This is a genomic window from Dietzia sp. ANT_WB102 (genome assembly GCF_008369165.1).
In the GTDB taxonomy this organism is placed as follows: Bacteria; Actinomycetota; Actinomycetes; order Mycobacteriales; family Mycobacteriaceae; genus Dietzia.
The window spans coordinates 492,091-519,084 of the sequence record NZ_VOBA01000001.1 but is presented as its reverse complement, the minus strand read 5'-3'; the positions used below and the strand labels follow the sequence as shown (position 1 = coordinate 519,084).

At 69.9% G+C, this 26,994-nt stretch carries 27 protein-coding genes; 16 read left to right on the top strand and 11 right to left on the bottom strand.

Annotated features, from left to right (window positions below; all coding sequences use genetic code 11):
• Positions 1-12 precede the first annotated feature (12 nt).
• The gene (locus FQ137_RS02325; protein ID WP_149290952.1) at positions 13-1,074 is read left to right on the top strand and encodes a glucose 1-dehydrogenase; all 1,062 of its coding nucleotides are present in this window, start codon (positions 13-15) and stop codon (positions 1,072-1,074) included.
• Positions 1,071-2,924, top strand: coding sequence for a glycoside hydrolase family 15 protein (locus FQ137_RS02320; protein ID WP_223146485.1), 1,854 nt, complete (start codon positions 1,071-1,073; stop codon positions 2,922-2,924). Before FQ137_RS02325 ends, FQ137_RS02320 begins: the two co-directional genes overlap by 4 nt.
• A gap of 59 nt (positions 2,925-2,983) precedes the next feature.
• Here the strand turns inward: FQ137_RS02320 and FQ137_RS02315 are convergent, their stop codons facing one another.
• On the bottom strand, positions 2,984-3,832 hold the full coding sequence (locus FQ137_RS02315; protein ID WP_149290951.1) for an alpha/beta fold hydrolase: 849 nt from the start codon (positions 3,830-3,832) through the stop codon (positions 2,984-2,986).
• On the bottom strand, positions 3,829-4,101 hold the full coding sequence (locus tag FQ137_RS02310) for a hypothetical protein (RefSeq protein WP_149290950.1): 273 nt from the start codon (positions 4,099-4,101) through the stop codon (positions 3,829-3,831). The genes FQ137_RS02315 and FQ137_RS02310 overlap by 4 nt, the downstream gene beginning before the upstream one ends.
• A 6-nt stretch (positions 4,102-4,107) precedes the next feature.
• Here FQ137_RS02310 and FQ137_RS02305 point away from each other — a divergent pair, with 6 nt between their 5' ends.
• Positions 4,108-5,238 carry an AI-2E family transporter gene (locus tag FQ137_RS02305; protein WP_149290949.1) on the top strand — a complete coding sequence of 377 codons (1,131 nt, stop codon included), beginning with the start codon at positions 4,108-4,110 and terminating at the stop codon, positions 5,236-5,238.
• 145 nt (positions 5,239-5,383) lie between these two features.
• Entirely contained in the window at positions 5,384-6,301 is a 918-nt protein-coding gene (locus FQ137_RS02300) for an alpha/beta fold hydrolase (RefSeq protein ID WP_149292596.1), read from the top strand.
• 153 nt (positions 6,302-6,454) lie between these two features.
• On the opposite strand, the gene FQ137_RS02295 is transcribed toward FQ137_RS02300, so the two are convergent.
• On the bottom strand, positions 6,455-6,943 hold the full coding sequence (locus FQ137_RS02295) for a hypothetical protein (protein WP_149290948.1): 489 nt from the start codon (positions 6,941-6,943) through the stop codon (positions 6,455-6,457).
• A 227-nt stretch (positions 6,944-7,170) separates the two neighbouring features.
• Here FQ137_RS02295 and FQ137_RS02290 point away from each other — a divergent pair, with 227 nt between their 5' ends.
• Positions 7,171-7,770, top strand: coding sequence for a hypothetical protein (locus tag FQ137_RS02290; protein WP_149290947.1), 600 nt, complete (start codon positions 7,171-7,173; stop codon positions 7,768-7,770).
• 115 nt (positions 7,771-7,885) lie between these two features.
• Here the strand turns inward: FQ137_RS02290 and FQ137_RS02285 are convergent, their stop codons facing one another.
• The 4 genes from FQ137_RS02285 to FQ137_RS02270 all read right to left on the bottom strand — a co-directional run bounded on the left by FQ137_RS02285 (position 7,886) and on the right by FQ137_RS02270 (position 11,533).
• The gene (locus tag FQ137_RS02285; protein ID WP_149290946.1) at positions 7,886-8,437 is read right to left on the bottom strand and encodes a YceI family protein; all 552 of its coding nucleotides are present in this window, start codon (positions 8,435-8,437) and stop codon (positions 7,886-7,888) included.
• Between the two features lie 137 nt (positions 8,438-8,574).
• Positions 8,575-9,504, bottom strand: coding sequence for an alpha/beta hydrolase (locus FQ137_RS02280; protein ID WP_149290945.1), 930 nt, complete (start codon positions 9,502-9,504; stop codon positions 8,575-8,577).
• Positions 9,501-10,154, bottom strand: a complete 654-nt coding sequence (locus tag FQ137_RS02275; protein ID WP_149290944.1) for a TetR/AcrR family transcriptional regulator — start codon at positions 10,152-10,154, stop codon at positions 9,501-9,503. Before FQ137_RS02275 ends, FQ137_RS02280 begins: the two co-directional genes overlap by 4 nt.
• Positions 10,151-11,533 (bottom strand): NAD(P)/FAD-dependent oxidoreductase, encoded by a 1,383-nt coding sequence (locus FQ137_RS02270; RefSeq protein ID WP_149290943.1) that lies wholly within the window; start codon positions 11,531-11,533, stop codon positions 10,151-10,153. Before FQ137_RS02270 ends, FQ137_RS02275 begins: the two co-directional genes overlap by 4 nt.
• Positions 11,534-11,691: 158 nt before the next feature.
• On the opposite strand from FQ137_RS02270, the gene FQ137_RS02265 reads away from it, so the two are divergent.
• The 4 genes from FQ137_RS02265 to FQ137_RS02250 all read left to right on the top strand — a co-directional run bounded on the left by FQ137_RS02265 (position 11,692) and on the right by FQ137_RS02250 (position 14,364).
• A complete protein-coding gene (locus FQ137_RS02265; RefSeq protein ID WP_149290942.1) occupies positions 11,692-12,528 on the top strand; it encodes an SDR family NAD(P)-dependent oxidoreductase in 837 nt (278 codons plus the stop codon).
• Positions 12,525-13,424, top strand: coding sequence for an SDR family oxidoreductase (locus FQ137_RS02260; RefSeq protein WP_255583422.1), 900 nt, complete (start codon positions 12,525-12,527; stop codon positions 13,422-13,424). The genes FQ137_RS02265 and FQ137_RS02260 overlap by 4 nt, the downstream gene beginning before the upstream one ends.
• A gap of 125 nt (positions 13,425-13,549) precedes the next feature.
• Entirely contained in the window at positions 13,550-13,939 is a 390-nt protein-coding gene (locus tag FQ137_RS02255) for an MTH1187 family thiamine-binding protein (RefSeq protein WP_149290941.1), read from the top strand.
• On the top strand, positions 13,936-14,364 hold the full coding sequence (locus FQ137_RS02250; protein WP_149290940.1) for a hypothetical protein: 429 nt from the start codon (positions 13,936-13,938) through the stop codon (positions 14,362-14,364). Before FQ137_RS02255 ends, FQ137_RS02250 begins: the two co-directional genes overlap by 4 nt.
• An 18-nt stretch (positions 14,365-14,382) precedes the next feature.
• Here the strand turns inward: FQ137_RS02250 and FQ137_RS02245 are convergent, their stop codons facing one another.
• Complete coding sequence (locus tag FQ137_RS02245) at positions 14,383-15,402, bottom strand: triacylglycerol lipase (RefSeq protein ID WP_255583419.1); 1,020 nt, start codon at positions 15,400-15,402, stop codon at positions 14,383-14,385.
• Positions 15,403-15,664: 262 nt separating this feature from the next.
• On the opposite strand from FQ137_RS02245, the gene FQ137_RS02240 reads away from it, so the two are divergent.
• Genes FQ137_RS02240 through FQ137_RS02225 form a run of 4 tightly spaced genes read left to right on the top strand, consistent with a single transcriptional unit; the run spans position 15,665 to position 18,706 of the window.
• The gene (locus tag FQ137_RS02240; protein WP_149290939.1) at positions 15,665-16,249 is read left to right on the top strand and encodes an RNA polymerase sigma factor; all 585 of its coding nucleotides are present in this window, start codon (positions 15,665-15,667) and stop codon (positions 16,247-16,249) included.
• The gene (locus FQ137_RS02235; protein ID WP_149290938.1) at positions 16,242-16,862 is read left to right on the top strand and encodes a methylated-DNA--[protein]-cysteine S-methyltransferase; all 621 of its coding nucleotides are present in this window, start codon (positions 16,242-16,244) and stop codon (positions 16,860-16,862) included. Before FQ137_RS02240 ends, FQ137_RS02235 begins: the two co-directional genes overlap by 8 nt.
• Positions 16,859-17,515 carry a LysE family translocator gene (locus FQ137_RS02230; protein ID WP_149290937.1) on the top strand — a complete coding sequence of 219 codons (657 nt, stop codon included), beginning with the start codon at positions 16,859-16,861 and terminating at the stop codon, positions 17,513-17,515. The genes FQ137_RS02235 and FQ137_RS02230 overlap by 4 nt, the downstream gene beginning before the upstream one ends.
• A gap of 9 nt (positions 17,516-17,524) precedes the next feature.
• Entirely contained in the window at positions 17,525-18,706 is a 1,182-nt protein-coding gene (locus FQ137_RS02225; protein WP_149290936.1) for an MFS transporter, read from the top strand.
• A 238-nt stretch (positions 18,707-18,944) separates the two neighbouring features.
• On the opposite strand, the gene ppc is transcribed toward FQ137_RS02225, so the two are convergent.
• Complete coding sequence (gene ppc / locus FQ137_RS02220; RefSeq protein ID WP_149290935.1) at positions 18,945-21,809, bottom strand: phosphoenolpyruvate carboxylase; 2,865 nt, start codon at positions 21,807-21,809, stop codon at positions 18,945-18,947.
• A 131-nt stretch (positions 21,810-21,940) separates the two neighbouring features.
• Between ppc and FQ137_RS02215 the strand changes: the two genes are divergently transcribed.
• Entirely contained in the window at positions 21,941-22,360 is a 420-nt protein-coding gene (locus tag FQ137_RS02215) for a DUF4870 domain-containing protein (RefSeq protein WP_149290934.1), read from the top strand.
• Between the two features lie 10 nt (positions 22,361-22,370).
• Here the strand turns inward: FQ137_RS02215 and FQ137_RS02210 are convergent, their stop codons facing one another.
• On the bottom strand, positions 22,371-24,098 hold the full coding sequence (locus FQ137_RS02210) for an AMP-binding protein (protein ID WP_223146484.1): 1,728 nt from the start codon (positions 24,096-24,098) through the stop codon (positions 22,371-22,373).
• Positions 24,099-24,272: 174 nt separating this feature from the next.
• Between FQ137_RS02210 and FQ137_RS02205 the strand changes: the two genes are divergently transcribed.
• Positions 24,273-25,127, top strand: coding sequence for a tyrosine-protein phosphatase (locus FQ137_RS02205; protein ID WP_149290933.1), 855 nt, complete (start codon positions 24,273-24,275; stop codon positions 25,125-25,127).
• On the opposite strand, the gene FQ137_RS02200 is transcribed toward FQ137_RS02205, so the two are convergent.
• On the bottom strand, positions 25,114-25,497 hold the full coding sequence (locus FQ137_RS02200; protein ID WP_149290932.1) for a hypothetical protein: 384 nt from the start codon (positions 25,495-25,497) through the stop codon (positions 25,114-25,116). The two genes, FQ137_RS02205 and FQ137_RS02200, sit on opposite strands and share 14 nt — an antisense overlap.
• Before the next feature lie 273 nt (positions 25,498-25,770).
• Here FQ137_RS02200 and FQ137_RS02195 point away from each other — a divergent pair, with 273 nt between their 5' ends.
• The gene (locus FQ137_RS02195; protein WP_149290931.1) at positions 25,771-26,979 is read left to right on the top strand and encodes a DNA gyrase subunit A; all 1,209 of its coding nucleotides are present in this window, start codon (positions 25,771-25,773) and stop codon (positions 26,977-26,979) included.
• Positions 26,980-26,994 lie beyond the last annotated feature (15 nt).

Sequence of the window (26,994 nt, the reverse complement as noted above, 5' to 3'; positions counted from 1 at the left end):
TAGTACGGGGCTATGCGCGCACTCACGGTGATCCCGGGAACAGCAGACTCGATCTCGCTGGACGACGTCCCCGATCCCGTACCGGGGCCGGGGGACCTCCTGGTCCGCGGCCTCGCGCTCGGGGTGTGCGGGACGGATAAGGAGATCGTCTCGGGCGACTACGGACAGGAACCCGACGGCGCACGACGGCTCATCCTCGGTCACGAGTCACTCGGCCGGGTGGAGAAGGCGCCAGCGGACTCAGGCTTTCACGCAGGCGACCTGGTCGCGGGTGTGGTTCGACGGCCCGACCCGGTGCCGTGTGGAGCATGCGCACACGGGGAGCCCGACATGTGTCGTAACGGGCAGTACACGGAGCGCGGGATCAAACAGCGCGACGGATACGGGAGTCAGTGGTGGACTGTCGAACCCGAGTACGCGGTCCGCCTGGATCCGGATCTCGAACGTGTAGGTGTGCTGATGGAACCGACCAGCGTGGTCGCCAAAGCCTGGGAGCAGATCTACCGGATCGGGCAGCGCAGTTGGTTCGATCCACGAACCGTCCTGGTTACGGGCGCGGGGCCGATCGGCTTGCTGGCGGCGATGATCGGGGTACAGAAGGGCTTGGACGTCCACGTCCTCGATCAGGTCACCGGCGGGCCGAAGCCCGCCCTGGTCGAGAAACTGGGCGCCACCTATCACAGCGAGAACGCGGCCACGGTCACGGGGAAGGTCGATCCGGACATCATCATCGAGGCCACCGGCGCCGGTCAGCTGGTCTTCGACGCGATGCGAGGGACGAACGGGTACGGGATCGTGTGCCTGACCGGCGTGTCGACCCCCGGCTCCTCCGTCGAGGTGGATGCGGGCGCGCTCAACCGTGATCTCGTACTGGAGAACGATGTGGTGGTGGGGTCGGTCAACGCGAACCGTCGTCACTTCGAGGCGGCTGCCGACGCGCTGTCGGCGGCCGACGCGTCCTGGCTGGAGGGGGTCATCAGCAGGCGGGTGCCGCTCGAGGACTACCGGGACGCCTTCACTGCGCAGGACGATGACGTGAAGGTCGTTATAGCGATCGACGAGGGCCAGCAGTGAGCACCCGCGCCGAGGGGCCGCGGCTGATCGAGGACTACGCGCTGATCGGCGACCTGCACTCGGCTGCACTGGTGCACCGTGACGGCAGCATTGACTGGCTGTGCCTTCCGCGGTTCGACTCCCCGGCATTCTTCGCCGCGCTGCTGGGTGACGAGTCGGCGGGACGCTGGCGGATCGCCCCCGAGGGGCGGGACGTCACGACGACCCGTCGCTACCGGGAAGACACACTGGTTCTCGAGTCGGAGTGGCACACGCCTGAGGGCAGCGTCCGGGTGACCGACTTCATGCCACCGCGAGGCGACGCCGCGGACGTCGTGCGGATTGTCGAGGGTCTCAGCGGGCGGGTACCGATGCGGATGGATCTGCGACTTCGCATGGACTACGGACACGTGGTGCCGTGGGTACGCAGCACCGACCGGGGCATCGAGGCGATCGCGGGACCCGATGCCGTCTGGTTGGACACCGACGTCCGACTTCGCGGCGAAGATATGACCACCGTCGCGTCATTCGATGTGGACGCCGGTCAGCGGGTCCACTTCGTGCTGACCTACCGGGCCTCCCACCTGCCGAGACCTCGGAGGGTCGAGGCGCTGCGGGCACTCCGGGACACTGAGAAGTTCTGGAGGTCATGGCTTCATCAATGCGACTACCGGGGCCGGTGGCCGGAGGCCGTGCGCCGTTCCGTGATCACGCTCAAGGCATTGACCTACGCCCCCACCGGCGGCATCCTGGCGGCTGCGACCACATCGTTGCCGGAGGAGATCGGCGGGTCGCGGAATTGGGACTACCGATACTGCTGGCTGCGGGATTCCACGTTCACGCTGCAGGCTCTCCTCGGTACCGGCTACGAGGAGGAGGCCCGCGCGTGGCGCGAGTGGTTGGTCCGAGCCGTCGCAGGCGATCCCTCCAAGCTGCAGATCATGTACGGGATCGACGGCAGTCGGCGCATTCCCGAGAGCGAACTCGACTGGCTCCCGGGTTTCCGCTCCAGTACCCCGGTGCGGATCGGCAACGCCGCGGCCGACCAGTTCCAGCTGGACGTGTGGGGGGAGGTGCTCGACGGACTCCACCTGGTCCGCGAGACCGGCATCGAACCGGTCGAAGACGCATGGGACGTGCAACGAGCGCTGCTGGACTTCCTCGAGGGCAATTGGGATAAGCCGGACAACGGACTGTGGGAGATGCGGGGACCGCAGCGCCACTTCGTGCACTCCAAGGTGATGGCCTGGGCCGGCGTCGACCGTGCCGTCCACACCGTCGAGCAGCACGGGCTCGACGGCCCCGTGGACCGATGGCGCAGACTGCGTCAGCAGATTCACACCGACATCACCACGAACGGTTTCGATTCGGATCGGGGGACATTCACCCAGTTCTACGGATCGCGAGGTCTCGACGCTGCGCTGCTGCTGATGCCGCGCGTGGGTTTCTTGCCGTGGGCTGACGAGAGGATGCGCGGAACGGTGAGGGCCGTCGAGCACGAGTTGATGAGGGACGGCTACCTCATGCGGTACGACCCCACCGCCGACGGCGACGTGGATGGTCTGTCCGGTACAGAGAGCGCGTTCCTCGCGTGCAGTTTCTGGTACGCCGACGCCCTGCACGGACTGGGTGAAGAGGATCGGGCGGAGGAATTGTTCGAGCGATTGCTGGGGCTGCGCAGTGATGTCGGTCTGTTGTCGGAGGAATACGACGTGGAACGGCGCTGCCAGGTGGGCAACACCCCGCAGGCGTTCAGCATGGTGGGGCTGATCAACACGGCGCGGCAGTTATCGGGCAGTCATATCGGTACGGCGGCGAGTCGCCCCGCGCAGCGGGGCTGCAATGCGGAGGCGCCTTCGGCCTCCGGGTAGCGTCCGGCGCCACGTGCGCGCGGCGGTCGCGAGACTGCGGGACGGCCCTGACCGGCGGTTCAGCCCTTCGCGCGGGCGATGATCGCGTCGGCCAACTCCACCGGTCGTTCGTCGGGAATCCAGTGGCTGACGCCGTTCAGTTCGACAAACCGGTAGTCGGCGTCGACATGGTGGCGGGTCCGCTCCGCGCCACCCCGCCCCAGGGCGGGGTCGCCGTCGCTCCAGACATATGTCGTGGGCACGCGGACCGGCGCGGTCGCGCCCCGGGGAGAGGCGAAGGGCAGCGCCCGGTACCAGGCGACCCCGCCGGGAATCGCGCCGGCCGTGACCATCTCGCGCCGATAGCGTTCGATCATCTCCGGCGTCATGCCCGTCCCGGCGAGGGCCTTCTCTGTCCGAGGTCCGGTCGAGGTGAGTAGCAACTCCGGCAGGAACGGCAGCTGGAAGAGCCCGATGTACCAGGATCGCACCAGCTGATCGGAGGTGAGCATCGCTTGGAGGAACGCGGCGGGATGGGGGACCGACACCGCGGTGAGGGTGCGGACCCGGTCGGGGTGCGACCCTGCGACGCCCCAGGCCACGGCGGCGCCCCAGTCGTGGCCCACCACATGTGCGTCAGCGAGACCGGCGGCGTCGAGCAGCGCGATGACATCCCCGACCAGCTCGGACAGGCGGTACGCGCGCCGACCGCGGGGGCGGGCGGATTCGCAATAACCGCGCTGGTCGAGCGCCAGGGTGCGATACCCGGCGGCGTGCAGTAGCGGCACCACAAGGTCCCAGCTGGAGGTTCGCTGCGGGAAGCCGTGGAGCAGCACGATCGCTTCACCGTCATCCGGTCCGGAGTCCACGGCCCGCAGCTCCATGCCGTCTCGGCGGAACCAGAGGTCCGGCCGCTCGTCGTTGCTCATGTTCCCGACGTTACCCGCGGGCGGGAGACGTCAGAGCTCGCCGTGCCGAGGATGCCGATCTGGCGCTCGTCGGTCGGCCACTGCCTGCCGATCTGCGACAGTGCGGGGCTGGTGACGACCTCGGTGTGGAGGGAGGCGGAATCCCAGAAGGTGTCGTGCGCGTGATGATCCTGCCCACGCGCCCCGCAACGCTCGGAACCGACCGCCCTGGACCTGATCCACCACCTGTCACCGATCGCGGGGAGGAGTCTCTCGGCGAGGCCTATCATTGGGCGATGACACTCCGCCCCATCGCGCGCGAGCACCTGCCGTATCCGATCGTGCTCGCGGCGGTGTGGTCGGCGTGCCTGCTCCTCATCGCGGGCGGGGGCTGGATCCTCGGCCAAGTGATCGGTCGGCTGGCGATCATTATCGCGCCGCTGGCGATCGCGGTCCTGCTCGCGGCCATGCTCCGTCCGTTGGTCGACCGCATCCCGAAGCGAGTCCCGCGGGCAGCGGCATCCCTCGTCGTCGTCGTCGGGCTCGTAGTTGTCGTCCTCGCCGCGTTGGCCGCGGTCACGACCCAGGTCGCCACCGGGGTCCCTGAGATGCGGGCCAAACTCGGCGGCGGCACCGACGCCGCCCTGACGTGGCTGAAGGACGGCCCATTGCACCTCACCGCAGACCGGCTGCAGGAGGCCGTCTCCCAGGTGCGCACCTGGGTCGAGACGAACTCCAACTCGGTCGCTGCCGGCGCGGTCCAGGTCGGTCACACCGCGCTCGACGCCGTGGCGGGCGCGCTCATCTGCCTGGTGTCGCTGTTCTTCTTCCTCTACCACGGTGAGAGGCTGTGGGAGTTTTTCGTGCGGTGGCTGCCGCGCGCGAGCCGCGAGCACGTCGACGTCGCCTTCCGCCGCGGCTGGGGCAGCCTGGGCACTTACACCCGAACGCAGCTCACCGTGGCCGCCATCAACGCAGCCGGGGTCGGCACCGGTGCGGCGCTGCTGCGGGTTCCGTTCGTGATCCCAATCATGGTCGTCGTGTTCCTGGCGTCCTTTGTGCCCATCGTCGGCACTCTCGTCGCCGGGGTGATCCCCACGGTGCTGGCGTTGGTCGACCGCGGTCCGGTCATAGCGATCGTGATGCTGGCGATCGTCGTAGTGGTCCACCAGCTCGAGTTGCATGTGCTGCAACCATTTCTCATGGGCCACGCCGTGGCGCTGCATCCGCTCGCTGTGATCGTGGTGGTCGCAGCCGGGACCTATCTCTTCGGCATAGTGGGTGCGCTGTTCGCCGTCCCCGTCACCGCGATGGCCAACACCGTCGTGCGGTCTCTCGCTGCCGGGCGCGACGGTGAGGGGCCCGACGGCGAAGACGACGACGAGGGCCACCAGCGCGGTGACGACCACGAGCGCGCCCCTGCCTGACCGGCCTCGAGAGCCCGTCGTCATACGCGGCTCTGTCGTACTGTGACGTAGGGAACTGCACAAGCGACCTTGAGGGCGCACAATGAAGCGAGGTACTCCCTGCGACGAGATACGCGCGGGAGGCCGTCCCCGAGGGGGAATGACTATGCAGACCACGACACTTCACGGGCGAGAGCTGGCCTACCGCGAGGCGGGTGCCGGCGAGGGCAAGCCGACGATCCTGCTCATCCACGGCATGGCCGGCAGCTCGACCACCTGGCGTGAGATGATTCCGCGCCTGGAATCCCGGTTCCACATCATCGCTCCGGATCTGCCCGGCCACGGGGAGAGTTCACTCGACTTCGACGACTACTCGCTCGGCGCGATGGCGTCGGTCCTGCGCGACCTGCTGGTGGTCAAGGGAATCAAGCGATGCACGGTCGTCGGGCAGTCGCTCGGCGGCGGCGTCGCCATGCAGTTCGTCTACCAGTACCCCGAGTACTGCGAGCGGATCGTGCTGATCGGCAGTGGCGGCCTGGGCAAGGAGGTCAACTGGATCCTCCGGCTGCTGGCCGTGCCCGGAGCCGAGATCCTGCTGACGATCGGTGCGGCCCCGCTCTTCGTGAACACCGGGAATTCGGCACGGCGTTTCTTCAGAGGGATGGGCATCCGGGCCGAGTCGATCGCAGAGTCATGGGCGGCCTACGAGTCCCTGGGCAGACCGGGACACCGCAAGACATTCTTCAAGACACTGCGGGCGGTCGTGGACAACAAGGGCCAGGCCGTCTCCGCCACCAACCGCCTGCACGTGGCCGGCCAGTTACCGTTCCAGCTGATCTGGGGAGACCGCGACCCGATCATCCCGATTTCCCACGGACACTCCACCCACGAGGCGATCCCGGGCAGTCGCCTGGCGGTCATCGACGGCAGCGGCCACTATCCACACGTCGAGGACCCGGCTGCGGTCGAGCAGGTCATTACCGAGTTCATGTCCGATACCGTGCCCGGGCGCATCGACCACGAGAAGCTGGGCGACCTCGCCGCTGCGAATACCGTCGCCGCGGACACCGCGCGGACGGACTGACCCGCCCCTGCGGTAGGCCTTTCCTCGCGTACGGCTCGGCCCCGACTCCCTCGAGGGGAACCGGGGCCGAGCCGGGGAACCGCGCGATGAGCGGCTGCACTCAGCCGCCCGCACTCAGCCGCCCGCACTCAGCCGCCCGCGCGAAGGGGGCTGTCAGGAACCGAGCGCGGCCGGCTCGACGTCTTCGGACTCGCCACCATCGGCGCCCCCGCCGGTCAGTGAGCCCAGGACGGCGGCCGAGCCGTCGGTGGCCTCGTCGTCGTCCGGGATGCCCGCGTCGATGCCACGCAGGATCTCGATGGCCCCACCGATATCCCCGGAGAGGGCGGCGGCGACCGCGGCGTCGGCGTTGGCCTCGCACTCCTCGTCGCTCAGGCCCGGCACCACGCCCTCGGCGGAGCCGAGGAAGTCGTACGCCTCGATGGTGCCGCAGAGCTGGGCGGCGATCTCCGAGACCTCGGCGGGGGTCTCGACCCCGTCGGTATTCCCGTCCTCGGTGCCCTCGTTCTCGGCGTTCTCGTTCTGGGTGGTCTCAGTCTGATCCGGGCCGGTCGTCGTGGGAGCGTCATCGGCAACGGCGAGGCCAGCGCCGGCAAAGGACAGGGCGGCCGCGGAGCCGATCACGGCGAGGGTCTTCTTCATGTATTTCCCACCTTTCTATTGGCAGCCCGGGGATTACCCGGCGGTACGGCGCCCAACCGTAACGGGCAGCCCGGCCACGTGCTGTGAGTGTCGTCACAGGCCCCCATCGGTGCGGCGCGTTCGATGGCCTCACGCAGCAAGAACGGTCGCTTGACGAATTCTTCTTCATACAGCCCCCGGCCCGGTAACTGTTTGCCGGACCGGGAAACTTGGGGGAGTCTTAGCGCATGAGTGGAACCGCCGAGATCTATGACGCCGTCCTCGACCCGGGCAAGCTGGAACTCCTCCGGGCGTGGGTGCGCCACCAGGACTGGTTCGACGGTGACCCCGAGGTCCTCGAGCAGGTGACCGCCTACCGGTTCGTCGACCCCGAAGGCGATGTGGGGATGGAGTCGTTCCTGCTCACCGATGGATCGCGAACCTTCCACGTGCCGGTGACCTACCGGGGTGCCGAGCTCGACGAGGTGGGCGACTTCCTGATCGGGGAGATGGAACATTCCGTACTCGGTCGGCGCTGGGTCTACGACGCCTCCGCCGACCCGGTGTACATCTCCGAGGTCCGTCGGGTGATCAGCCACCGCGACGGCGCCGCCGACCACGTGCAGGTCGAGGACGGCACGGTCACCCCGTCGCCGGTCAACATCCGCGGTGGCGGCGATGCGCTCGCCCAGAGCCCCGATGCGGCCCTGCAGATCATCCGCGTGGTGTCCGAGGAAAACGACGCCGAGGCAGACCGCCCGCTCATCGGATCACCAGGCACGCTCAGCGGGACTTGGCAGGACGCGGATGGTTCGCACACCGCGGTCCTCGCCGTCGTCGTCTCGTAGGTCCGACACGCCCCTGTTGTGCCGGCCTCCGAACGTTGAACACCGCCCCCCACCTGGTTCCAGGTGGGGGGCGGTGTCGTCCAAGGAGGCGGTGCCGGGATCGGCAGGCCGTGCGTCAGGCGCTCTTGACGGCCGAGACCTCGATCTCGAGGGTGACCTTCTCCGAGACCAGTACGCCGCCGGTCTCGAGCGCAGCGTTCCAGGTGAGGCCGAAGTCGCTGCGGTTGATGGTGGTGGTGCCCTCGAAGCCGGCGCGCTGGTTGCCGAACGGGTCGGTGGCGGTGCCCTCGAAGTCGAAGGGGATCGTCACAGACTTGGTGGTGCCCTTGATGGTGAGGTCGCCGGTCACGTCCACGCCGCCCGAACCGTTGGGGGCGATCTTGGTGGACGTGAACGTGATCTGCGGGTGGTCTTCCATGGCGAAGAAGTCGTTGGACTTCAGGTGGCCGTCGCGGTCGGCGTTGCGGGTGTCGATCGACGAGGCGTTGATCGTGACTTCCGCGGTCGCGCCTTCAATGCCCTCGGCTGGCACGGTGACGGTGCCCGTGAAGTCGTTAAACGAGCCGCGCACCTTGGTGACCATCGCGTGGCGGGTGACGAAGCCCAGCCGGGTGTGGGTGTGGTCCAGGGTCCAGGTGCCGGTGAGGTCGTTGAGGTTGGTGGTCATGGTGACTCCTTCAAATGGGGTTCGCCGGCGGGTGAAGCCGGCCAACTACTTGTTGTGTCACCAAATATAGGTCAACGTCTATGACGTGTCAACAATATTGCCATGTGGCCTGGCTCATACGACATGCGCGACCCGGTTCAGCCCACGTGTCGCCGCAGGAAGTGCAGCGCGTGCTCGACCGCCCGGTCGTGGCACGGGCGACCGGCGAAGAGGTCGAAGTGATCGCCCGGGTAGTGGCGGACCTCGGCGCGCGCGGCAAAGGCGGCCGTGGCGGAGGCGTGCGGCGGGGCGCTGCGGTCGAGGTCGGCGATCTGGACCAGAACGGGGACGGCGGCGAGGTCTTCCGCGTGCCGGCCGGGGCGGAACGAGCCCAGCTCGGTGCCGATGGAGGCGCCCACCTCGTTTCGCCAGGTCGGCCCGGCGACGGAGGTGTAGGCCTCCTCGTACCCGTCCAGAGACAGCAGGGCGGCCGACCCGGGCGGGCCGACCAGGGGGAGCAGCGGCTCGGGGCGACCCGCCGCCGTCACCGCCTTGGCGGCAACCGCGGAACCCGTCGCCCGCAGGAGCGAGGCGGGCGTGTGCTGGCGGGCCGCAGCCAGGGCGGCGGCCCGTCCGTCGACCAGGGGGATCATCGCGATGACGGCGGCGACGTCGTCCCGGCCCCGCGCAACCTCCATGACGTGGCCACCCGCGAGCGAGCAGCCCCACAGCACGATGCGCTCCGGGTCGACGTCGGGCCGGGCGGCCGCCGCGGCGATCGCCGCACGGTAGTCGTCCTGCTGGCGCGCGGGGGAGACGACCTGCCGGGGTCCGCCGTCGGACCGGCCGAAGCCGCGGTAGTCGAAGACGAGCGCGTGGTATCCGGAGGCTGCGAACGCCTCGGCGAACGGCATGAGCCCGGAGTCGGCGGTCCCGCCCAGTCCGTGCGCCAGCACCACGCACGGGCGTCGCCCGTCACCATCGTCGCCGGTGGCGCCCGCGCCGGCGGCGGGCAGGAACCACCCGCGGCACTCGGCGGCGTCGGCCCCGGATCCGGAGCGGAAGGCGATGTCGACGGGGCTGGTCATGCGGTTCTCCCTGGGGTTGATGCGGCGTCCACCGCGGGGTCGAGACGGCCGTACAGCGTGCGGACCCACATGTCCGTGGCGACGGTCAGCAGTGGCTCGCGGGGGCCGTCGGTGTCGAAGACCAGTCGCTCGAGCACGGTCTCGTTGATGTGGATGAGCCCCACGGCGAGCGCGTCCGCGTCCACACCGTCCGGTGCTCGACCGGACGCGCGTTCCGCGCGCAGGAACTCGGCGACCGGGGTGGCCATTACCCGGCGGCCCTCGTCCCACAGGGCGCGCGTCTGCGCGTGCTTGCTCCGGGCGGTGAGCAGGGCCCGGTAGATGTGGGCGTTATCCAACACGCGGTCGGTGAGCTTCTCGAGTGCCCCGGAGACGCGCGTGCGAAAATCCCCCTCGCCGCCCACGATCGTCTCGACCGCCGCCCGGGCCTCGTCCTGCACCACGGCCAGCAGGACGCCCACCGCGGCGGCCTTGGAGTCGAAGTAGAAGTAGAACGCGGACCTGGTGATCCCCGCGGACACGGTCAGGTCGGCGACCGAGATGTCGTCCAGTGCGGTGGTGCGCAATCGCTCGTCGAGCGCTGCGAGTAGGGCCTCGCGGCGGCGATCCCCGCGCGGGGAGGTGTTCGCCGACGGTGCGGCTGGCGTCACGTCGTCACCCGGGCCCGCAGGGCGGCGCCGCGTTCGCGGGCGCGCTCGAGGCCGAGGGGGATCTCGCTGGTCCGCAGGTCACGCTCGTAGAGGAAGTAGTCCACCTGCTGCTGGTGGCGAGGCGTGTCCAGCATGTGGCCGATGTACTTCTTCTCGTCCTCCACGATCGTCCGCTCCATCTCTGCCACCGGCGGGGTGCGGTAGAGCCCGGCCGCCCACGCCGCCACCAGGCGGGCTTGGGCCTCGACGAACGGGAACAACGTCGGCGTGGACTGGGCGAAGCCGACAAAGACGAGGTCCTCGATGCCTGGGGTGAACATCCGCTTGTAGAGCGGTACGTGGTTGTTGTCGTCGGCACTGAGGAAGTCCGGGTCGAAGAACGGGAAGGTGGTGTTGTAGCCGGTGGCCTGGATGATCACGTCGAACTCGTCGCTCGTGCCGTCCTCGAAGTGGACGGTGCGGCCGTCCAGTCGCGCGATATCGCCCTTGGCGATCACGTCCCCAGATCCGAGTCGCAAAGGCAGCTCGACCGACTGCGTGGGGTGGGCCTCGAAGAACTTGTGGTTGGGGGTGGGCAGGCCGTAGGACTCCGGCCGCCCCGCCGACATCGGCTGCATCACCTGCATGACCTTGCGCTGCCAGGAGTACGGGATGTACGGGAAGGTCGTGAAGTACTGGTCGGCGGGCTTGCCCGCGATGTACTTGGGAACGATCCACGCACCGGACCGGGTGGACAACGTCACCTCGTTGCGCATGGCCTTGGACGACAGTTCGACGGCGATGTCCGCGGCGCTGTTGCCCAGGCCCACGACGAGGATCTTCTTGTCCATGAGATGCAGCGGATCCCACGGGTCGATGTAGGCGTGCGAGTGGATCATCTCCCCGGTGAACTCGCCGGGGAAGTCGGCGAAGCGCGGGTCCCAGTGGTGCCCGTTGCCCACCACGAGCCCGTCGAAGTAGCGGGTCTCCTGCTCGCCGGCCCGCCCAGTTGACCCGGTGCGGGTCGTGGTCAGTTTCCACCCGCCGTCCGGGAGTCGCTCGGCGTGCAGCACCCGCGTCTCGAACTCGATGGCCGGCAGCAGGTCAAAGGCCTCGGCGTAGTCGTCCAGGTACTGCTTGATCTGGCTGTGGTGGGGGAAGTCCGGGAACTCCTCCGGCATGGGGAAGTCCCGGAAGCTCAACTGGTGCTTGGAGGTGTCGATGTGCAGGGAGCGATACGCGCTCGAGCTCCCGTTGGGGTTGTCGAACGCCCAGTTCCCGCCGATCCGGTCCGACGCCTCGAAGCACACCGCGTCAATCCCGTAGTCGCGGAGCATCTTCAGCGTCGTCAGGCCGCTGATGCCTGCGCCGATCACGGCGATTTGGCAGGTCGATTTCATGCGAACCCCTTCGGCGGATCCCCCGGCGAGGCACACTCGCCGACAAGAGAGCTATGGCTCGCATCACACTAGGGCTCTTGTTGACGGTCGTCAACAGAGTCACTTGTCGGGGTGAGCAACGCGACCGAAGCTCGCCACGATCTACACGGGAGGCCCCCATGGACACTGACCGCCACCACTCGTCGTCTGTCGGCGGTGAGAGCGATTCGGGCGGTGCCGGTGTGGGCGGCCCGGGCCGGTCCGCGGTCGTCGTGGGAGGCGCCTCGGGCATCGGCTGGGCCACCGCCCGGGCCCTCGCCGCCGACGGCTGGCAGGTCACGATCGGCGACCTCGACGCGGACCTCGCCGCCGCCCGGGTAACCGAGCTCGGGTCCCCCCGCGGCGTCGGATCGGCCCATACGGCCCGGGCCGTGGACGTGACCGACGAGGCGGCCGTGGAGGCGCTGTTCGCCGGGGCCGCCCCGGACCTGGTGGTGACCACGGCCGGTATCAGCACGCTGGGTCTGGTCACCGACCACGACGCCGCCGAGTTCCGCCGGGTGGTCGACGTGTGCCTGACCGGCGCGTTCCTGGTGTTCAAGCACGGCGGCCGAGTGGTCCGCGACGGCGGGTCCATGGTCGCGATCGCCTCCCTCAACGCTCGGCAGCCCGGCCGAGGGATGGCGGCCTACTGTGCCGCCAAGGCGGGCCTGGTGATGCTCGCCCAGGTCGCGGCACTCGAGCTGGGCGAGCGCGGGGTCCGGGTCAACACCGTGTCGCCGGGGTTCCTCGTCACGCCGCTCACCGAACTCGTCCTGCAGATCCCGGGCCTCGCCGAGGAGTACGCCGAGAACTCCGCGATCGCCCACCGGGGGACCGCCGAGGACGTCGCCCGCGCGGTGCTCCACCTCGCCGCGGCGGACTGGATGACCGGCGAGGACCTCGCGATCGACGGCGGCGCCCAGCTGCGCCGCTACCCGGACGTGCTCGGGCTGGCGACCAGGGCGTTCTCGTGACCACTCTGCGGGGCCCGCGGCTCGCGGGGGCGTCGGCGATCGTCACCGGCGGCGGATCCGGGATCGGTGCGGCCCTCAGCCGCGCCCTCGTCGCGGCGGGCGCGCACGTGGTGGTGGCCGACATCGATCTCGCCGCCGCGCGTCGCGTCGTCGAGGAGGTGACGACGACGAGGTCCGGCCCCGGCGCCGGGTCGGCGGGGGCCGGGAGTGCGGAACCGGTGCACCTCGACGTCACCGACGCCGCCGCCGTGTCGGCCCTCGTCGAGGAGGTGGTCGCCACTCGCGGCAAGCTGGACCTGATGTTCGCCAACGCTGGCATCACCTGGGGCGGCGACACGGAGAGGCTCACCCTGGAGCAGTGGGACGCGATTATCGACGTCAACATCCGTGGGGTGGTCCACTGCGTGCACGCCGCGTACCCGCACATGATCGACCGCGGCGCAGGCGCGATCGTGCTCACCGCGTCGATGGGCGGACTGTGCCCGGCGGGACTGATCACCAGTTACGTGATGACCAAGCATGCGGTCGTCGGGCTCGGGCTGTCCCTGCGCGCCGAGGCCGCGGGCCACGGTGTGGGCGTGACCGTGGTGTGCCCGGCGGCGGTCGACACCGCGATCCTCGACAAGGGGGAGCTCGACGGCTTCGACGGCCGGTATTTCTATCTCGACGGCCAGGGTGTGCGCCGGCCACTGGACCCGGACGTGTTGGCGGCGAGCGTGCTCGACGGCATCGCACGCAATCGGGCTCTGGTCATTGAACCTGCCCGCGCCCGGGCGACGTGGCGACTGCAGCGGCTCGCGCCGGGAGTGATGGATCGGATGATCGCCCGGTACGTCCGCGTCTCCCGCGCCCGAGGGAGTGGAAATGCGGACGCGCGACGCACCGCCGATAGGTGATGGATCGATTATGTTGCGCGTGAGGATGCCCCGGCGTCTCCACATGTCCCCGCGACGCTCTGCCGACTGTGACGAGAGGTGTCGCCGATCTGCGCGACAGGGGGCGACGGGATTACGGTTGTGCCATGCTATTCGCGTTCTCCGTCGCCCCCACGTCCACCGCGGACGACTCGGCTTCCATGAGCCGCGCCGTTGCCGAAGCGGTTCGCGTGGTCCGCGACTCGGGCCTGCCGCACGAGACCACCTCGATGTTCACCACGATCGAGGGTGAGTGGGACGAAGTCATGCCCGTCATCAGGGCCGCCACCGACGCCGTGCTGGCCGTGTCGCCGCGAGTGAGTCTGGTACTCAAGGCGGACCTGCGACCCGGCCGATCGGGTGAGCTTAGAGGGAAGGTCGAGCGGGTGGAGCGGCACCTCGCGGGGGGCGACCTCAACGGTGGTGACACGGACGAGGGCGAGGCGAGCTCCGCCGCCGGGGTAGTGGCCGACGACGACGAGGAGACCCTCTCGTGACGGCTCCCCGCTCGTCGGACAGCACGTCGGAGGTGGCTCGCGGGGCGATCGAGGCCGTGACGCGGTCGCGGGGTCGCGCGACGGTCGCCTACGTGGCCGCGACAGTGCTCGGCGGTCTGGGGGCGCTGGTGATTGTGGCCGTGCAGCTGCTCTCCGGGCGAGCCGCAGTCCTCGACGTGCTGGTGTGGAGCGCGCTGGCCGTCATGCTGCTTGGTGCGGCAGCGCACCGCTGGTGGCTCGGTGGCCGGAACGAAGAGCGCTCGCGGCGGATCGCCGAGACCATCCGCAGCGAACAGGTCGCCACCGCGGTGCGGGGGTCGTCGGGGGACATCGATGCGGTGCGGCGCCTACGGGTCGCCCACCCGGGTCTCGGTCTGCGTGACGCCTACGAGCTTTACCAGCGCCACGCCTGCGACTCGCACTGACTTTCCGGCCTCGGGGGTTCAGCAACCACCGGCGCCGCCGAGCGCACCGGCGACGAGTGAGTGCGTGCGCCCGTCGACGGCCATTCCGCCGTGCGTGCTCGGCCCGCCTCCGCACGCGTCCTCGGTGATCACCCATCGTGTGCCCGGTCCGGGGACGAAGCTGCGTTCGGGTGGCAGCAGCTCATCGCCACGGGTGGCGATGAGCGTGTAGCCGACGCCAGGCAGGAACGGGGTGCGGTCGAGCCCGTACCAGGCGGCGAGCATCGGACTGCCCGGAGACAGTTCGGCGAGTCCACGCAAGTTAGCAGTCCACAGGCCCAGCCCCGCGACCTCCGGCGGCAACTCGTGGGGGAGGAGGCCGCTGTTGTCGGCGCCCCAGTAACCAGCGACGGAGACCACACGGTTCACGGCGCCCGGCCGCAGGACCTTGGTGGTGTACCCGGCGATCGAAGCACCCTGCGAATAGCCCACCAGGTCCACCTGCGCGGCGCCGGTCACCGCCCGCACGTGGTCGATCACCCCGGCCAGCTGCGGTCCTGAGGCGGCCGCGATCGAATCGAGCCCGCCGCGCGCCGGGTTGCCGGCGTAGGCACCGAGGGTCGGGGCGATCACGCAGAAGCCCTGCCGGCGCAGCGGATCGCCGAGTCGCGGCATGGTGTTGGGGCCGTTGTCGAACGTCCCGTGGACGAGGATGACCGGCCGTGGATGTGCGGGAGTCGGCCGGCAGGTCACCGGAGCGTCGACGGCGGCTGGCGGCCCCGGGTTCCCGATCGGTCCGTTGATTCCGCCCAGGGCCTCGGTGACGTACGGCCCCAACTCGCCGGTGGGGTCGAGGTCGCGGAGATAATCGCCGAGCTGGGCCTGGGCCTGGGCCCGCGGCGTGAACTGGTCCGCGACCTGCCCCGGCACCGAGCCCACCGCCGCGCCGGCGGGTATCGCGAGCGCGAGGACGGCGAGCGCGCCGGCCAGTCGCGATCGGGTCGATCGGCCCGCCGGCGGGCGGCCGGGCGGGCGTGGTGGAGTGCGGGAACCGAGCATTGCAGACCCCCCGAGGCGTGACGGTGAGCCCAGTATGCGAGCTGCGCGGGCCGTTGGGAACCGCTGAGCGTCCACGACATTGTTCGCCGCTCCACCTGGCCTCCCGCCACGCCGCCCCGCGACACACCCGATCTCACGAATCCGCCGCGCGGATCGACTACTCCGTGCGGCCGCAAGATGACCGGCACGCCGCACGGCGCCAGTCCGCGACACCGCGGGGTGCTCGTCCCCGGCACCGACCATGAGGGCAGGATCGACACACATGAGGGCTCCGTTCGACGCCGCGGTGGACCGCCACGGACCCACCGTGCTGCGGGTCTGCCGCGCGGTCCTCGGCCCGGGCCCCGACGCGGACGACGCCTGGTCCGAGACCTTCATCTCCGCCCTGCGGGCATGGCCCGGGCTGCCCGAGGACACCGACGTGGAGGCCTGGCTCGTGCGGGTCGCGCACCGCCGCGCGGTGGACGTGGTCCGACGCTCGGCCCGCGACGCTGTGCCGGGCGGAGCCGCCGACGACATCGCCGTTCTCGACGCCCGCGCGCAGCGTGCCGGCGGCACACAGGTGGCCGAGAGCGACGACGACGTCAGCGACTCGCACGTCTGGGAGGTCGTCGCCGCCCTGCCCACCCGGCAGCGGGTCTGTGTGGCCTACCGGTACCTCGGCGGACTCCGCTACGCCGAGATCGCCGAGCTCACCGGAGGCACCGAAGCGGCGGCCAGGCGCGCAGCCGCAGACGGGATCGCGAGCCTCCGGAGGATGATCACAGCAGGGAACTCAGAGACGGGAAACACGAATGACGTCGCCGCGAACGAAGCGGACTTGAGGGCGAGGAGAAGTGATGACTGACTCGAATCACGGGAAGGTGATCGTGGGATCGCTGCAGGCCGCGCCCGCAGACACCACCCGACTGCGGGAGCGCCTGGCCCGCGACGCCGGGCGCGAAGGTCTGGTCGACGTGATGTACCGGACCGTCGACTCACCGATCGGCGGGCTCCTGCTGGCGGCGAGCCCGGTCGGACTGGTGTACGTGGCGTTCGAGGTGGAGGACACCGGCGAGGTCCTCGAGATGTTGGCCGCCCGGCTCGGCCCCCGCGTCCTGGGCGCCCCGCCGGAGTCCGAGGTGCTGAACGAGGCCGCCGCCCAGATTGACCAGTATCTCGCCGGCCGCCGCCGAGACTTCGACCTGCCCCTCGACACCCGGCTCGCCCGGGGATTCCGCGGGCAGGTCCAACAGCACCTGACCAACGTCACATACGGTCAGACCGCGACGTATCGGCAGCTCGCCACCGAACTCGAGCGGCCCGGCGCGGTGCGGGCGGTGGGGACGGCCTGCGCCACCAACCCGCTGCCGCTGGTGTGGCCGTGTCACCGGATCCTTCGCTCGGACGGCGGGCTCGGCGGGTACCGGGGCGGGCTTGCCGCCAAGCAGCAGCTCCTCGAGATGGAGTCAGCTGCGTGACCGCCGCGCAACTCCTGGGCCTGTTCGGCGTATGGGCGATCGCCGTGATCTCTCCGGGGCCCGACGTCGTCGTCGTTCTCCAACGCGCGCTCGCCGGGCGACGTCAGGGCCTGGCCACAGCGCTGGGGATCGTGACCGGACTCTCCGTGTGGCTCGCGGCCGCGTTCGCCGGCGTCGCCACTCTCGTGCGCGTGTACCCGCAGGTCATGACAGGTCTCCAGGTCGCCGGCGGGATCCTGCTCGCCGCCCTCGGCCTGCTGGGACTACGCGGCTGGTGGGAGTCGCGCGCCGGCCGGGCCGACGACGCCGGACACGCCGCCTCCACCCCGCCGCAGGCCCCGCCACGGGCGGACTTCACCCGCGGCCTGGCCACCAACCTCGCCAACCCCAAGGCCCTGGTCTTCTTCGGCGCGGTGCTCACCCCGTTCCTGCGCGGCGGGAGCCCGGTGGCGGCGTCGGTGGCGATCGTCGCCGGGATGATCGTCGTGGCGCTGGTCTGGTTCGGCGGGCTCGCACTGGTCGCGTCGCATCGAGTGGTCAACGAGCGGATGGGACGCCTACTGCCGTGGATCGACGTCGTCGCCAGTGTGTTGTTCGTCGGTGTGGGGGTGGCGTTCGTCATCGGCGCGCTGGCCCGGGTTGGCGCGGGCTAGGTTCGCCGCATGGATTCTCCCGTCGATCACCGCAGCTGGCTGCGTGCAGCCCTCGCGGTGTTCGCCGTCGGGTGGGGCGCCAACCAGTTCGCGCCGCTGCTGTTCCTCTACCGCACCGAGCAGGGGCTCTCGCAGTCCGACGTCACCGCGATGTTCAGCGTGTACATCGTCGGCCTACTGCCCACTTTGCTGGTCGCCGGGCGATGGTCGGACCGCAACGGGCGCCGGGTGCTCATGCGTCCGGTACTGGTGCTCTCGCTGGCTGCAACCGTCGCGATGCTGCTGGGTCCAGCCGGCCCGTTCTGGTTGTACCTCGGTCGCTTCCTCGCGGGGCTCGCGTCCGGCGCGGCGTTCGGGGCGGGTAGCGCCTGGGTACGCGAACTGTCGGCCGGGAAGCCGCCGGGGACGGGGGCGCGCCGCGCTGCCATCGCATTGACCGGCGGGTTCGGACTCGGAGGCATGGTGGCGGGGCTCGTCGGCCAGTTCGCTCCGGCACCAATGATTTCGGCGTACCTGCCGCATCTCGTGCTCGGCACCGTCGCGCTGGTCGCCGCCTGGAGTGCCGCCGACCCCTACCAGCCAGCTGGTCAGACCGGGCGGGCGCCGCTCATCCCCGCCACTGCGGGTTCGCGCCGCTTCCTGCTGGGTGTGGCGCCCTGGGCGTGGTTGGTGTTCGGCTGCGCCAGCATGTCGTTCGCTGTGCTCGCCGACCTGCTCGGCGGCGATGCCGGCGGACTGCCGACCGCATACGCGGGGATGATGGTCGGCGTGACGTTGGGTTCCGGGGTGCTGATCCAGCCAGCGATCCGCAGGCTGGCCGAGAGTTCCGCCCCGTCTCGTCCGCCGATCGCGGGATTGACCGCGGCGTCGCTCGGCATGGCGGCCGGCGCGATGCTCGCAGCGTCGTCAGGCCTGCCCGGCCGCGCGCTGTGGCTGCTGCCGGTCGCGGTCCTGCTGGGCATCGGCTACGGGACCCTGCTGGTGGCAGGCCTCGTAGAGGTAGAGGTGCAGTCCGGGCCGCGCGACCACGCCGGGCTGGTAGCCGTGTTCTACGTGCTGGCCTACCTGGGGATGGCCACCCCGTATGTGATCGCCGAGCTCTCCCGCTTCGGTGGGCCCGTGCCGTGGATCGCCGGGATCGCCGCGGTGTGTGTGCTGCTTATCCCGCTCACTCACCGTCAACTGCGCTGACCGCCGGGCCTGCCTGCCGGGCCTGCCCCGGTTCTGCTCCCGCTCCCCCTCCCGGGTCCGCCCTCGGTCCTGCTTTCGCTCCCGCTCCCCCTCCCGGGGAAGCGGCGTGGAGTCACTGCGTCAGCGGTTCGGCGGCTTCGTCCTGCGGGTTCGCTGCACGCAGTGACTCAACGCCCGGCGGCGGCCCCGGCCGGGCTGGCGGGGACGGACCGGGCACCGGCAGCTGCCCGGCGGCTGGCTAGCCGGAGTTACGCAGCGCCGTGGCCAAGCCGTTCATCGTCAGCTGGATGCCCATCCGCACGGCCGGGTCCTCGTCTCCGGCGCGGTAGCGGCGCAGCAACTCCACCTGCAGCACGTTCAGCGGTTCGAGGTAGGGGAAGCGGTTGCGCACCGAGCGGGCCAGCGCCGGGTTGTCGTCGAGCAGCGTCCGTTGCCCCGTGATCGCCAGCAGCATCTCGCGGCTCAGCTGGAACTCGTCGGTGAGCACCCCGTGGATCCGCCTGCCCACCTCGGCGTCCGGCACGAGCTCGGCGTACCGGCCGGCCAGACCCATGTCCGCCTTGGCCATCACCTGCGCCATGTTGGACAGCGTCGTCCGCAGGAACGGCCAGTCGTCGTACAGCCGCCGCAGCGTGTCCACCCGTCCCTCGGCCGCCTCCTCGCCCTCAGCGTCAACCCACTGTCGCAGCGCGGTGCCCACGCCGAACCAGCCCGGCAGCATGACCCTCGACTGAGACCAGGACAGCACCCACGGGATGGCCCGCAGGTCCTCGACCGATGAGGTCTGCTTGCGCGAGGACGGGCGGGACCCGATGTTGAGCTCGCCGATCTCCGCGACGGGGGTCGAGGTGGTGAAGTACTCGATGAACCCCGGGTCGGAGTGCACGAGCGACGCGTACGCCTCCCGTCCGAGCTGCGCGAGTTCTGCCATCACCTCGTACGCCTCCTCGGCCCGCTCGCCCAACCCCTCGACGTCGAGCAGCGAGGCCTCGAGCGTCGCGGCCACGAGCGCCTCGAGGTTGCGGCGTGCCCGCCGCGGCTCGGAGTACTTGGCCGAGATGACCTCACCCTGTTCGGTCATCCGCAGTGCGCCCTGCACCGCGCCCGGCGGCTGGGCCAGGATTGCCTCGTACGAGTTTCCGCCGCCTCGGCCGACGGCGCCGCCGCGGCCGTGGAAGTAGCGCAGGTGCACGTCGGCGCGCTCGGCGGCGAGGGCGAGATCGCGTTCTGCCTGGTAAAGCGCCCAGTTGGCGGCCAGGTAGCCGCCGTCCTTGTTGGAGTCCGAGTACCCGAGCATCACCTCCAGTACGTCTCCCTGGGCACGGATGAGCGCCCGGAACTGCGGGATCGCCAACGCCGCGTCGAGGATGTCAGGCCCGGCCGCCAGATCGTCGATCGTCTCCAGCAGCGGGATGAGTCGTACGCTCGAGCGCGGCTCGGCCGGGTCGCCCGAGAACAGCCCGACCTCACGCAGCAGCACCGCCGGCTCCAGTAGGTCCGACACCGTCGCGCACATGGACACGATGTAGTGCGGTACCACCTCCGGTCCGAGCAGATCCACGGCAGCCGCAGCCGCCCGCATCACCCCGAGCTCCTTCTCCGCAAACTCGGACAGCTCCGCACGTGGTCCCAGTAGCGGCCGGTCGTGCGAGAGCTCCCGCAACAGCAGTTCCACGCGGGCGTCCTCGTGCAAGGCCGAGTAGTCCTCGCTGACTCCGGCCAGGGCGAACAGCTCGGTGAGCACCTCCTCGTGCGACTCCGAGTTCTGTCTCATGTCGAGCGCCTGCAGGTGGAATCCGAACGTGCGTACCGCCCAGCGGAGGTCCCGCAGACGCGGGCGGCGCAACAGATCGCCGCTGCAGGCCTCGAGAGCGGCGTCGACGACATCCAGGTCTGCCAGCATCTCTCCCGGAGAGGAGTAGGCCTCGTCGTCGTCGCGACCGATAGCCGGGGACGGCTCCCCGGGTGACGACGACGAGCGCAACCGCGCGGCGAGCCGGCGGCGGATCACACGCACGGCGCGGCGGAAGGGCACGTCCTCGCGCGCGGTGGCCAGTTCCCCGTCGGCCTCCTCCAATGAGTCCGCGAGGTCGCGCAGCCCGCTGGGCACCGCCACGATGCGCTGTGAGAGGGACAGTTCCCGCTCGAGCAGGCGCAGCTGTTCGGCGTAGTGCCGGTGCAGTAGCCCGGCGGCCTGCTCGGTGGCGAAACGAACGACGTCGCCGGTGACGTAGGGGTTGCCGTCGCGGTCCCCGCCGATCCACGAACCGGGGCGCACTACGGGGCGGTCCCCGCAGCCCAGGCGCTCGGCGATCTCAGCGTTGAGCGGCGGGATCACGTCCATGAGCGTGGCCTCGTGGTACTGGAGCCCGCCCAAAACCTCGTCCTCGATTCGGGGGCGCTGGCTGCGGATGATCGCCGTCTGCCACAGTGTGAGCACCTGTCGACGGATGTCGCGCTCGACCTGCTCGAGGTCGGCGTCGGTGACCCGATCCTGCGGCCCGGTGCGCAGGGCGTCCCGGCGACGCATGAGGTCGAGGACGCGCCGGGTGATCTCGAAGACCGTCCGCCGACGGGTCTCGGTGGGGTGCGCGGTGAGAATGGGGGCCACCCGGGCCGTGGCGCGCACGGCGTCCAGCTTCGCTGGGTCCGGTTCGTTCTCGGCCAGTCGTGCCCAGGTGGCCTCGAGGCCCCCGTCCGGCGGCGGCTCGCCCGCGGCGGTGTGGATGCGTCGTCGGCGCTCCTGATGTAGGTCCTCGGCGACGTTGGCCAAGAGTGCGAACAGGGAGAACGCACGGATCACCGGGATCATCTCGGCGGCGGGGACGTCGGTGAACAGAGCTGCCACCTCGTCGCGGTCCGCCTCCGATCGGCGGACGGCGAACGCGGTGCGGCGGGCGGTCTCCACCAGGTCGAAGATCTTCCCGCCCGCCTGGTCGCGAACCGTGTCCCCGAGGAGGGCACCGAGGAAGCGCACATCGTCGCGCAGCGGGCGCACGGCCTCATCGAGCCGATCGGATTCGTCCGGGTCTGGCACGGTTGGGTCGGTCTCGGCGGTCGCTGGCGCGGTCGCGGTCTCGTCGGATCGGGTGGGGTCGGCCATGGCTGCCACAGTAGGCGCGGCGTATGACATTCGCGTGACACCGGGCACCGTCTTCCCGCGACCGACCTCCCCGCGCGAAAGCCGGGGACATTCCTGATGCGCCGCCCCCGCGCGTCGAGGACACTGGGGGGATGACCCAGCAGCCCGGCTATCACCAGTACAGCTATCCCCAGCACGGGCAGCAGCCCCCGGCCATCGGGCCCGACGACCGCACCCTCGCGGCGCTGGCGCATGCGTCCAGTCTCATCGCGATGGCGCTGTCGGCCGGGTGGCTGTCGTTCGTCGGCCCGCTCGTGATGTGGCTGATCTACAAGGACCGCAGCCCCTTCGTCCGCCAGGCCGCAGCGGGGTCGTTCAACTTCAACCTCGGCCTGTGGATCATGAGCATCGTCGGCTGGATCCTCATCCTCACCGTGATCGGCCTGCCCGTCGGCCTGATCCTGCTCGCGGTGTCGTTCCTCGCGCAGATTATCGGTCACGTCATCGGCACACTCCGCGCAGCGAAGGGACGGACGATCGACTACCCGTTCCAGTTGCGCGTCCTGCGCTAGGCGCGCACGGTCAGACGCCCGCGGGCTTGCGCCCGTGCAGCTCGTACTCGGCGAGCAGGGCCTCCCGGTCGGCCTCGGTGAGCTGACGGTACTCGTCGTCGACGTTGCCGGCGCCGCCGCGCAGGTAGACCTCGCCCGGCTCGATCCACGACTCGCGACGCAGGCTGGGCTTGGAGATCTTGCGGGTGGCCGTCACGGGCATCTGTTCCATGATGCGGACGAACCGGGGAGCCCATTTGGTGCCCATGTCGGGTTGGGTGCGGCAGAACTCGGAGAATGCTGCCGGGTCGAACTCGACGCCGGGCTCGAGTTGGATCGCGGCCATGACCTGGTCGCCGGTACGCGGGTCGGGCACGGGGTACACGGCCACCACGAGCACGCCGGGGAGCCGGTCGAGGATGCGCTCGATGGGGCCTGCCGAGAAGTTCTCGCTGTCCACGCGGATCTTGTCACCGGTGCGGCCCGCGAAGTAGAAGTAGCCGTCCGCGTCCTTGTAGCCTAGGTCGCCGGAGTGGTAGACCTCGCCGATGTTGCGCTCGGCAGTGGCGTCCGGGTTGCGGTAATAGCCCTCGAACAGCCGCGCGCCGGTGAGGTTGCAGATCTCCCCGATGGCCTCACTGGCATTGACCAGTCCGCCGTCGGCGTCGAACTCGGCCACCGGGCACTCGTCGCCGTTCTCGTCGAGAATGGCGACGTCCATGTGGGCGCCGGCCACGCCGAGTGCGCCGGGAGGAGTGTCGTCGGTGTGGCTGATCACCACGCCGCCCTCGCTGCTGCCGTAGGACTCCAACGGCGCGAGGCCGAAGCGGCGTTCGAACTCCAGTCGGTCGTGGACCGAGGCCTCGGTGCCGAATACTGTCCGCAGGCGTGTCTGCTTCTCCTCGGGCTGCTCGGGCTGGGCGAGGATGTAGGACAGCGACCGGCCGACGTAGTTGAAGTAGGTGGCGTCGAACCGCAGTACGTCGCTCAGGAATCCGGAGGCGGAGAACTTGCGGCGCATGGCGAACGTGCACCCGACGTAGGCGGAGGGGGCGAAGGCGGCGAACAGGGCATTGCCGTGGAAGAGGGGCATAGCGCTGTACGCGACGTCGTCACGGACGAGGCCGCGGTAGTTGATGGTGCCGAGCATCGCCATGCGGCCGGTCGAGCACATGACGGCCTTGGGCGCGCCCGTTGAGCCGGACGTGAACAACAGGGCCAGCAGGGTGTGCGGGTCGCGGGCGTCCTCGGGGTGCAGCCGGGGCTCGGCACCGGCATGCTCGGTGAGCGAGGAGCGCCACTGTTCGGAGTCGATGTCGAACTGGGCCGAGGCCCCGGTGTCGAGGCCGTCGAGCAGGGCGGTGCCGTCTGAGTCGGTGACGATCACGTCGCAGTCCACGCCCCGGATGTCGGAGGCGAGTTCGGCGCCGCGCCGCGTGGGGTTGATGCCGATGATGGTCACGCCCGCGAGTGCGGCCCCGCTGAGGACGAACAGGTACTCGGGCACGTTCTCCAGCAGGATGCCCACGTGAAGGCGACGGTAGGGGTCGGGCCGGTCCGCGAAGGAGTCGGCGTACTGATCCGCCCAGCTGCGCAGGATTTCCGCGCGGACCGCCGCTTCGGCGACGAATTCCCGCCAGGTCCACGACGAGTCCTCGAACAGCAATCCCGGATGGTCGTCGGTGGAACGCTCGAGCAGCATGTCGCCGAACGTCGCGTGCTGCATGGCGAAGCCGGGATTGAAATCTGTTCTGGTCATGACTTCGCAGATTAGGCGACCGGGCCGCGTTGCACAGGCGAAATGGCCAGCAATTTTGACGGGTGTCAGGACGGCGCTTCCCGGGCCGTCCGCCGAGCGCGCCCGGACGGCGTGGGGTAGGAACGAGGCGTAGTCGCGCCACCTGGGCGCGCGGGTGAGAACAAGGGGCGTGGGATGGGCACCGAAGCTGGCGGGAGCATCGACGTGGACTCGGGTGTCGATCGTGGATTCGACGACGACGAGGTGGTCGTGGACCGGGACGGAGTCGTCGCCGGTGAGATCCGACTCACCAGCGTCCACAATTTCCGGGACGTGGCCGGCCCCGGCTACGCGCTCCATCCGTCGGGCACGATGGCCCGCGGCCAGGTCTACCGGTCCACGCCGCTGACCGTCGGCGACGAGGACCTCGGGATGCTCGAACGACTGGGTATCACCACGGTCGTCGACCTGCGTACCGGCTCGGAAATCGCCCAACAGCCCGATGTCGTCCCTGCGGGGGCCGAGTATCTGCCGATCGATGTGCTGGGTGGACACACCTCAGCGGCGACCCTCACCGCTTCCGTGTTGACCGGGGCCGAGGAGGCCCGCCGTGAGATGTCCGAGACTTACGAGCGTTTCGTGGTGGGCGATTACGAGCGCCGGGCGTTTGGCCGGGCCGTCCGTGCGCTGGCTGTGTCGTCCGGTCCGGCGGTCGTGCACTGTACGGCCGGCAAAGATCGCACGGGGTGGGTTTCGGCGCTATTGCAGTTGCTCGCCGGGGTGCGTGAGGAGGACGTGATCGCCGACTACCTGCTCACGCGGGAGATGTCGGAGGGTTTCGTCTCCGCCATCCGCACATATGTGCAGGCTGAGATGCCCGAGAAACTCGAGGTGATCGAGGTGCTCATCGGAGTCGAGGAGGCCAATCTCCGTCGTTCCCTCGATGCGTTGGCCAGCGAGTTCGGTGACGCGCGCCGGTACCTCGTGGAGGGCGCCGGTGTGGAAGGGGCCGCGGTGGACGATCTTTCGGCCCGGCTCAGGCGAGGATGATCACTGCGCTGACGACACCGCCGAACCCAATTGCCTCGAGGACGACCGCGACTGTCCGCCCGAGTTCGGTGCGGGCTGCTGCGTGGACCCGGGGGCCCGCCAGAGTGAGAGCGAAAAGCATTCCGATGGCCACGACCGCGGTGAGGGAGCCGGCCAGTCGGGAGGCCACCCCGTAGATCGCAGCGAACCCGAGTAGTCCGCCCGCCAGGGCGGCGACGATCGTCGTCAGGGGCGCCGGGAATACGGTGGCGTGGGTGGCACCGGTGGGGGGACCGGGGCTGGTGGTGGTGCTGGTGTTGCTTCCGGCGTCCGAGTTCGCCGTGGCGCGACCGTCCGGCCGACTCTCCCCGAGCATCACTGCGTTACGCATGAGTTCGACCCTACGAACTGGGGCCGGCGCGAACCTCCACTCTTCCTGAGAGTCCGGGGCTCACAGCGTAAGCACTGGTGAGAGGCGCGCGAAGGCGTGGAGAGGTGAGTCACATGCGCCCTGTCGGCAGGCCCTGCCGAGGCAGAGGCCGCGCTTGGGGAGCGCCGCCGTGTCACGCGGATCGTGGATCCTCAGTTGGAGGGTGCTCACGCGTAGGCTTCCGAGGGATCTTGGGGGCGGGCGCGTGGTTCGTCGACAGAAGTGGGGGTAGTCGTGGGCGCTTCGCGCGCTGTTGGTGGATGGTTCGAACCCGGTGACGAGATCGGGCGGGCCTGGGATGAGGCTGAGGCGGTCCTACGGGCCTGCGAGGACCTGGCCGGGGTGATGGCCACCATCCGCGACGCCGATTCTCCGGTCGAGGCGCGTCGGGCACTCAAGGTGGGCTTCGGCTTGACCGGCCGTCAGGCCGCGCTGCTGCTCACTCTGCCGGTGATGGCGTTCACCCGTTCGGAGCGCAGGCGGATGGACGAGGGGCGCCGCGCGCGGATGGAACTGCTGGCCGACGTCACCGGCGTGCTGCCCGCCATCCCCGACGAACGGCTGCTGTCGTCCGTCTCCGATGAGTCGCCGACTACCTTTTCGGCCCCGCCCGTCCCGACGCTCCGGCCTGTGCCGGCCGTCGCGGATGAGGACTGGGGCTCCGGAAACGGGTGGAAAGACGAGTTCGACGGCACACTCGCCCGTATCGGCTCCGCGATGGAGGAGACCCCGGCCGCGACCGACTCAGTGCATGTACCGGGTCCGTCGGCGTTCGATCCGGGGGCTTCCGGCGACCCATCCGGTGCCGGGGTCGTGTCGGGTGGTGGGCGGCGGTCGATGGCGGGACAGGACGACGCCTTGGCGGTGCTCGATGAGCAGATCGGCGAGTTGACCGACGCTATCGCGGCCCTCATCGGGGTGACGTCACACGCAGTCCTGGCCACCCCGACGTCGGGCGACGATCCCCGGCGCTCCGATAGCCGGTCGGGCGCGCTGCTGGACGGGTGCGGCGTCGACGACACCACCGGCATCCGTACGTTGTTGTGGCATCTGAGCAGGTCGGGGCTCGATTCGGTCGAGGGTCTGTTCCCGTTCGCGGAGCCTCTCGTCTCGGCTCGGGGTTTCGATGTGCAGGCGACGCAGTTCGAGCACGCGATGGCAATGGGGACCCTGGGGCCCGAGCCTGGCGGCTTCGCGACGTGGGCGGGCCGGCTGTGGCCGATCGCAGAACGTAGCGGGTACGGCTATGCGGTCTCCTACCGCGCCGGTCGGGACGCCGGCTCGGTTTGGGCGTATGGCGGGGGCCAACCGTTACACCGGATGTGGGATTCCGTAGTGGACCTGCTGGTCGAGCTCTACCAGGCCTTCACAGTGGGTTCGCCGTGCGATTCGGCCCTCGCCGCGGTCGTGAACGGCCGGGTGGTGTGGACGAACCTGGGCTGACTGGGCAGGGAGCCG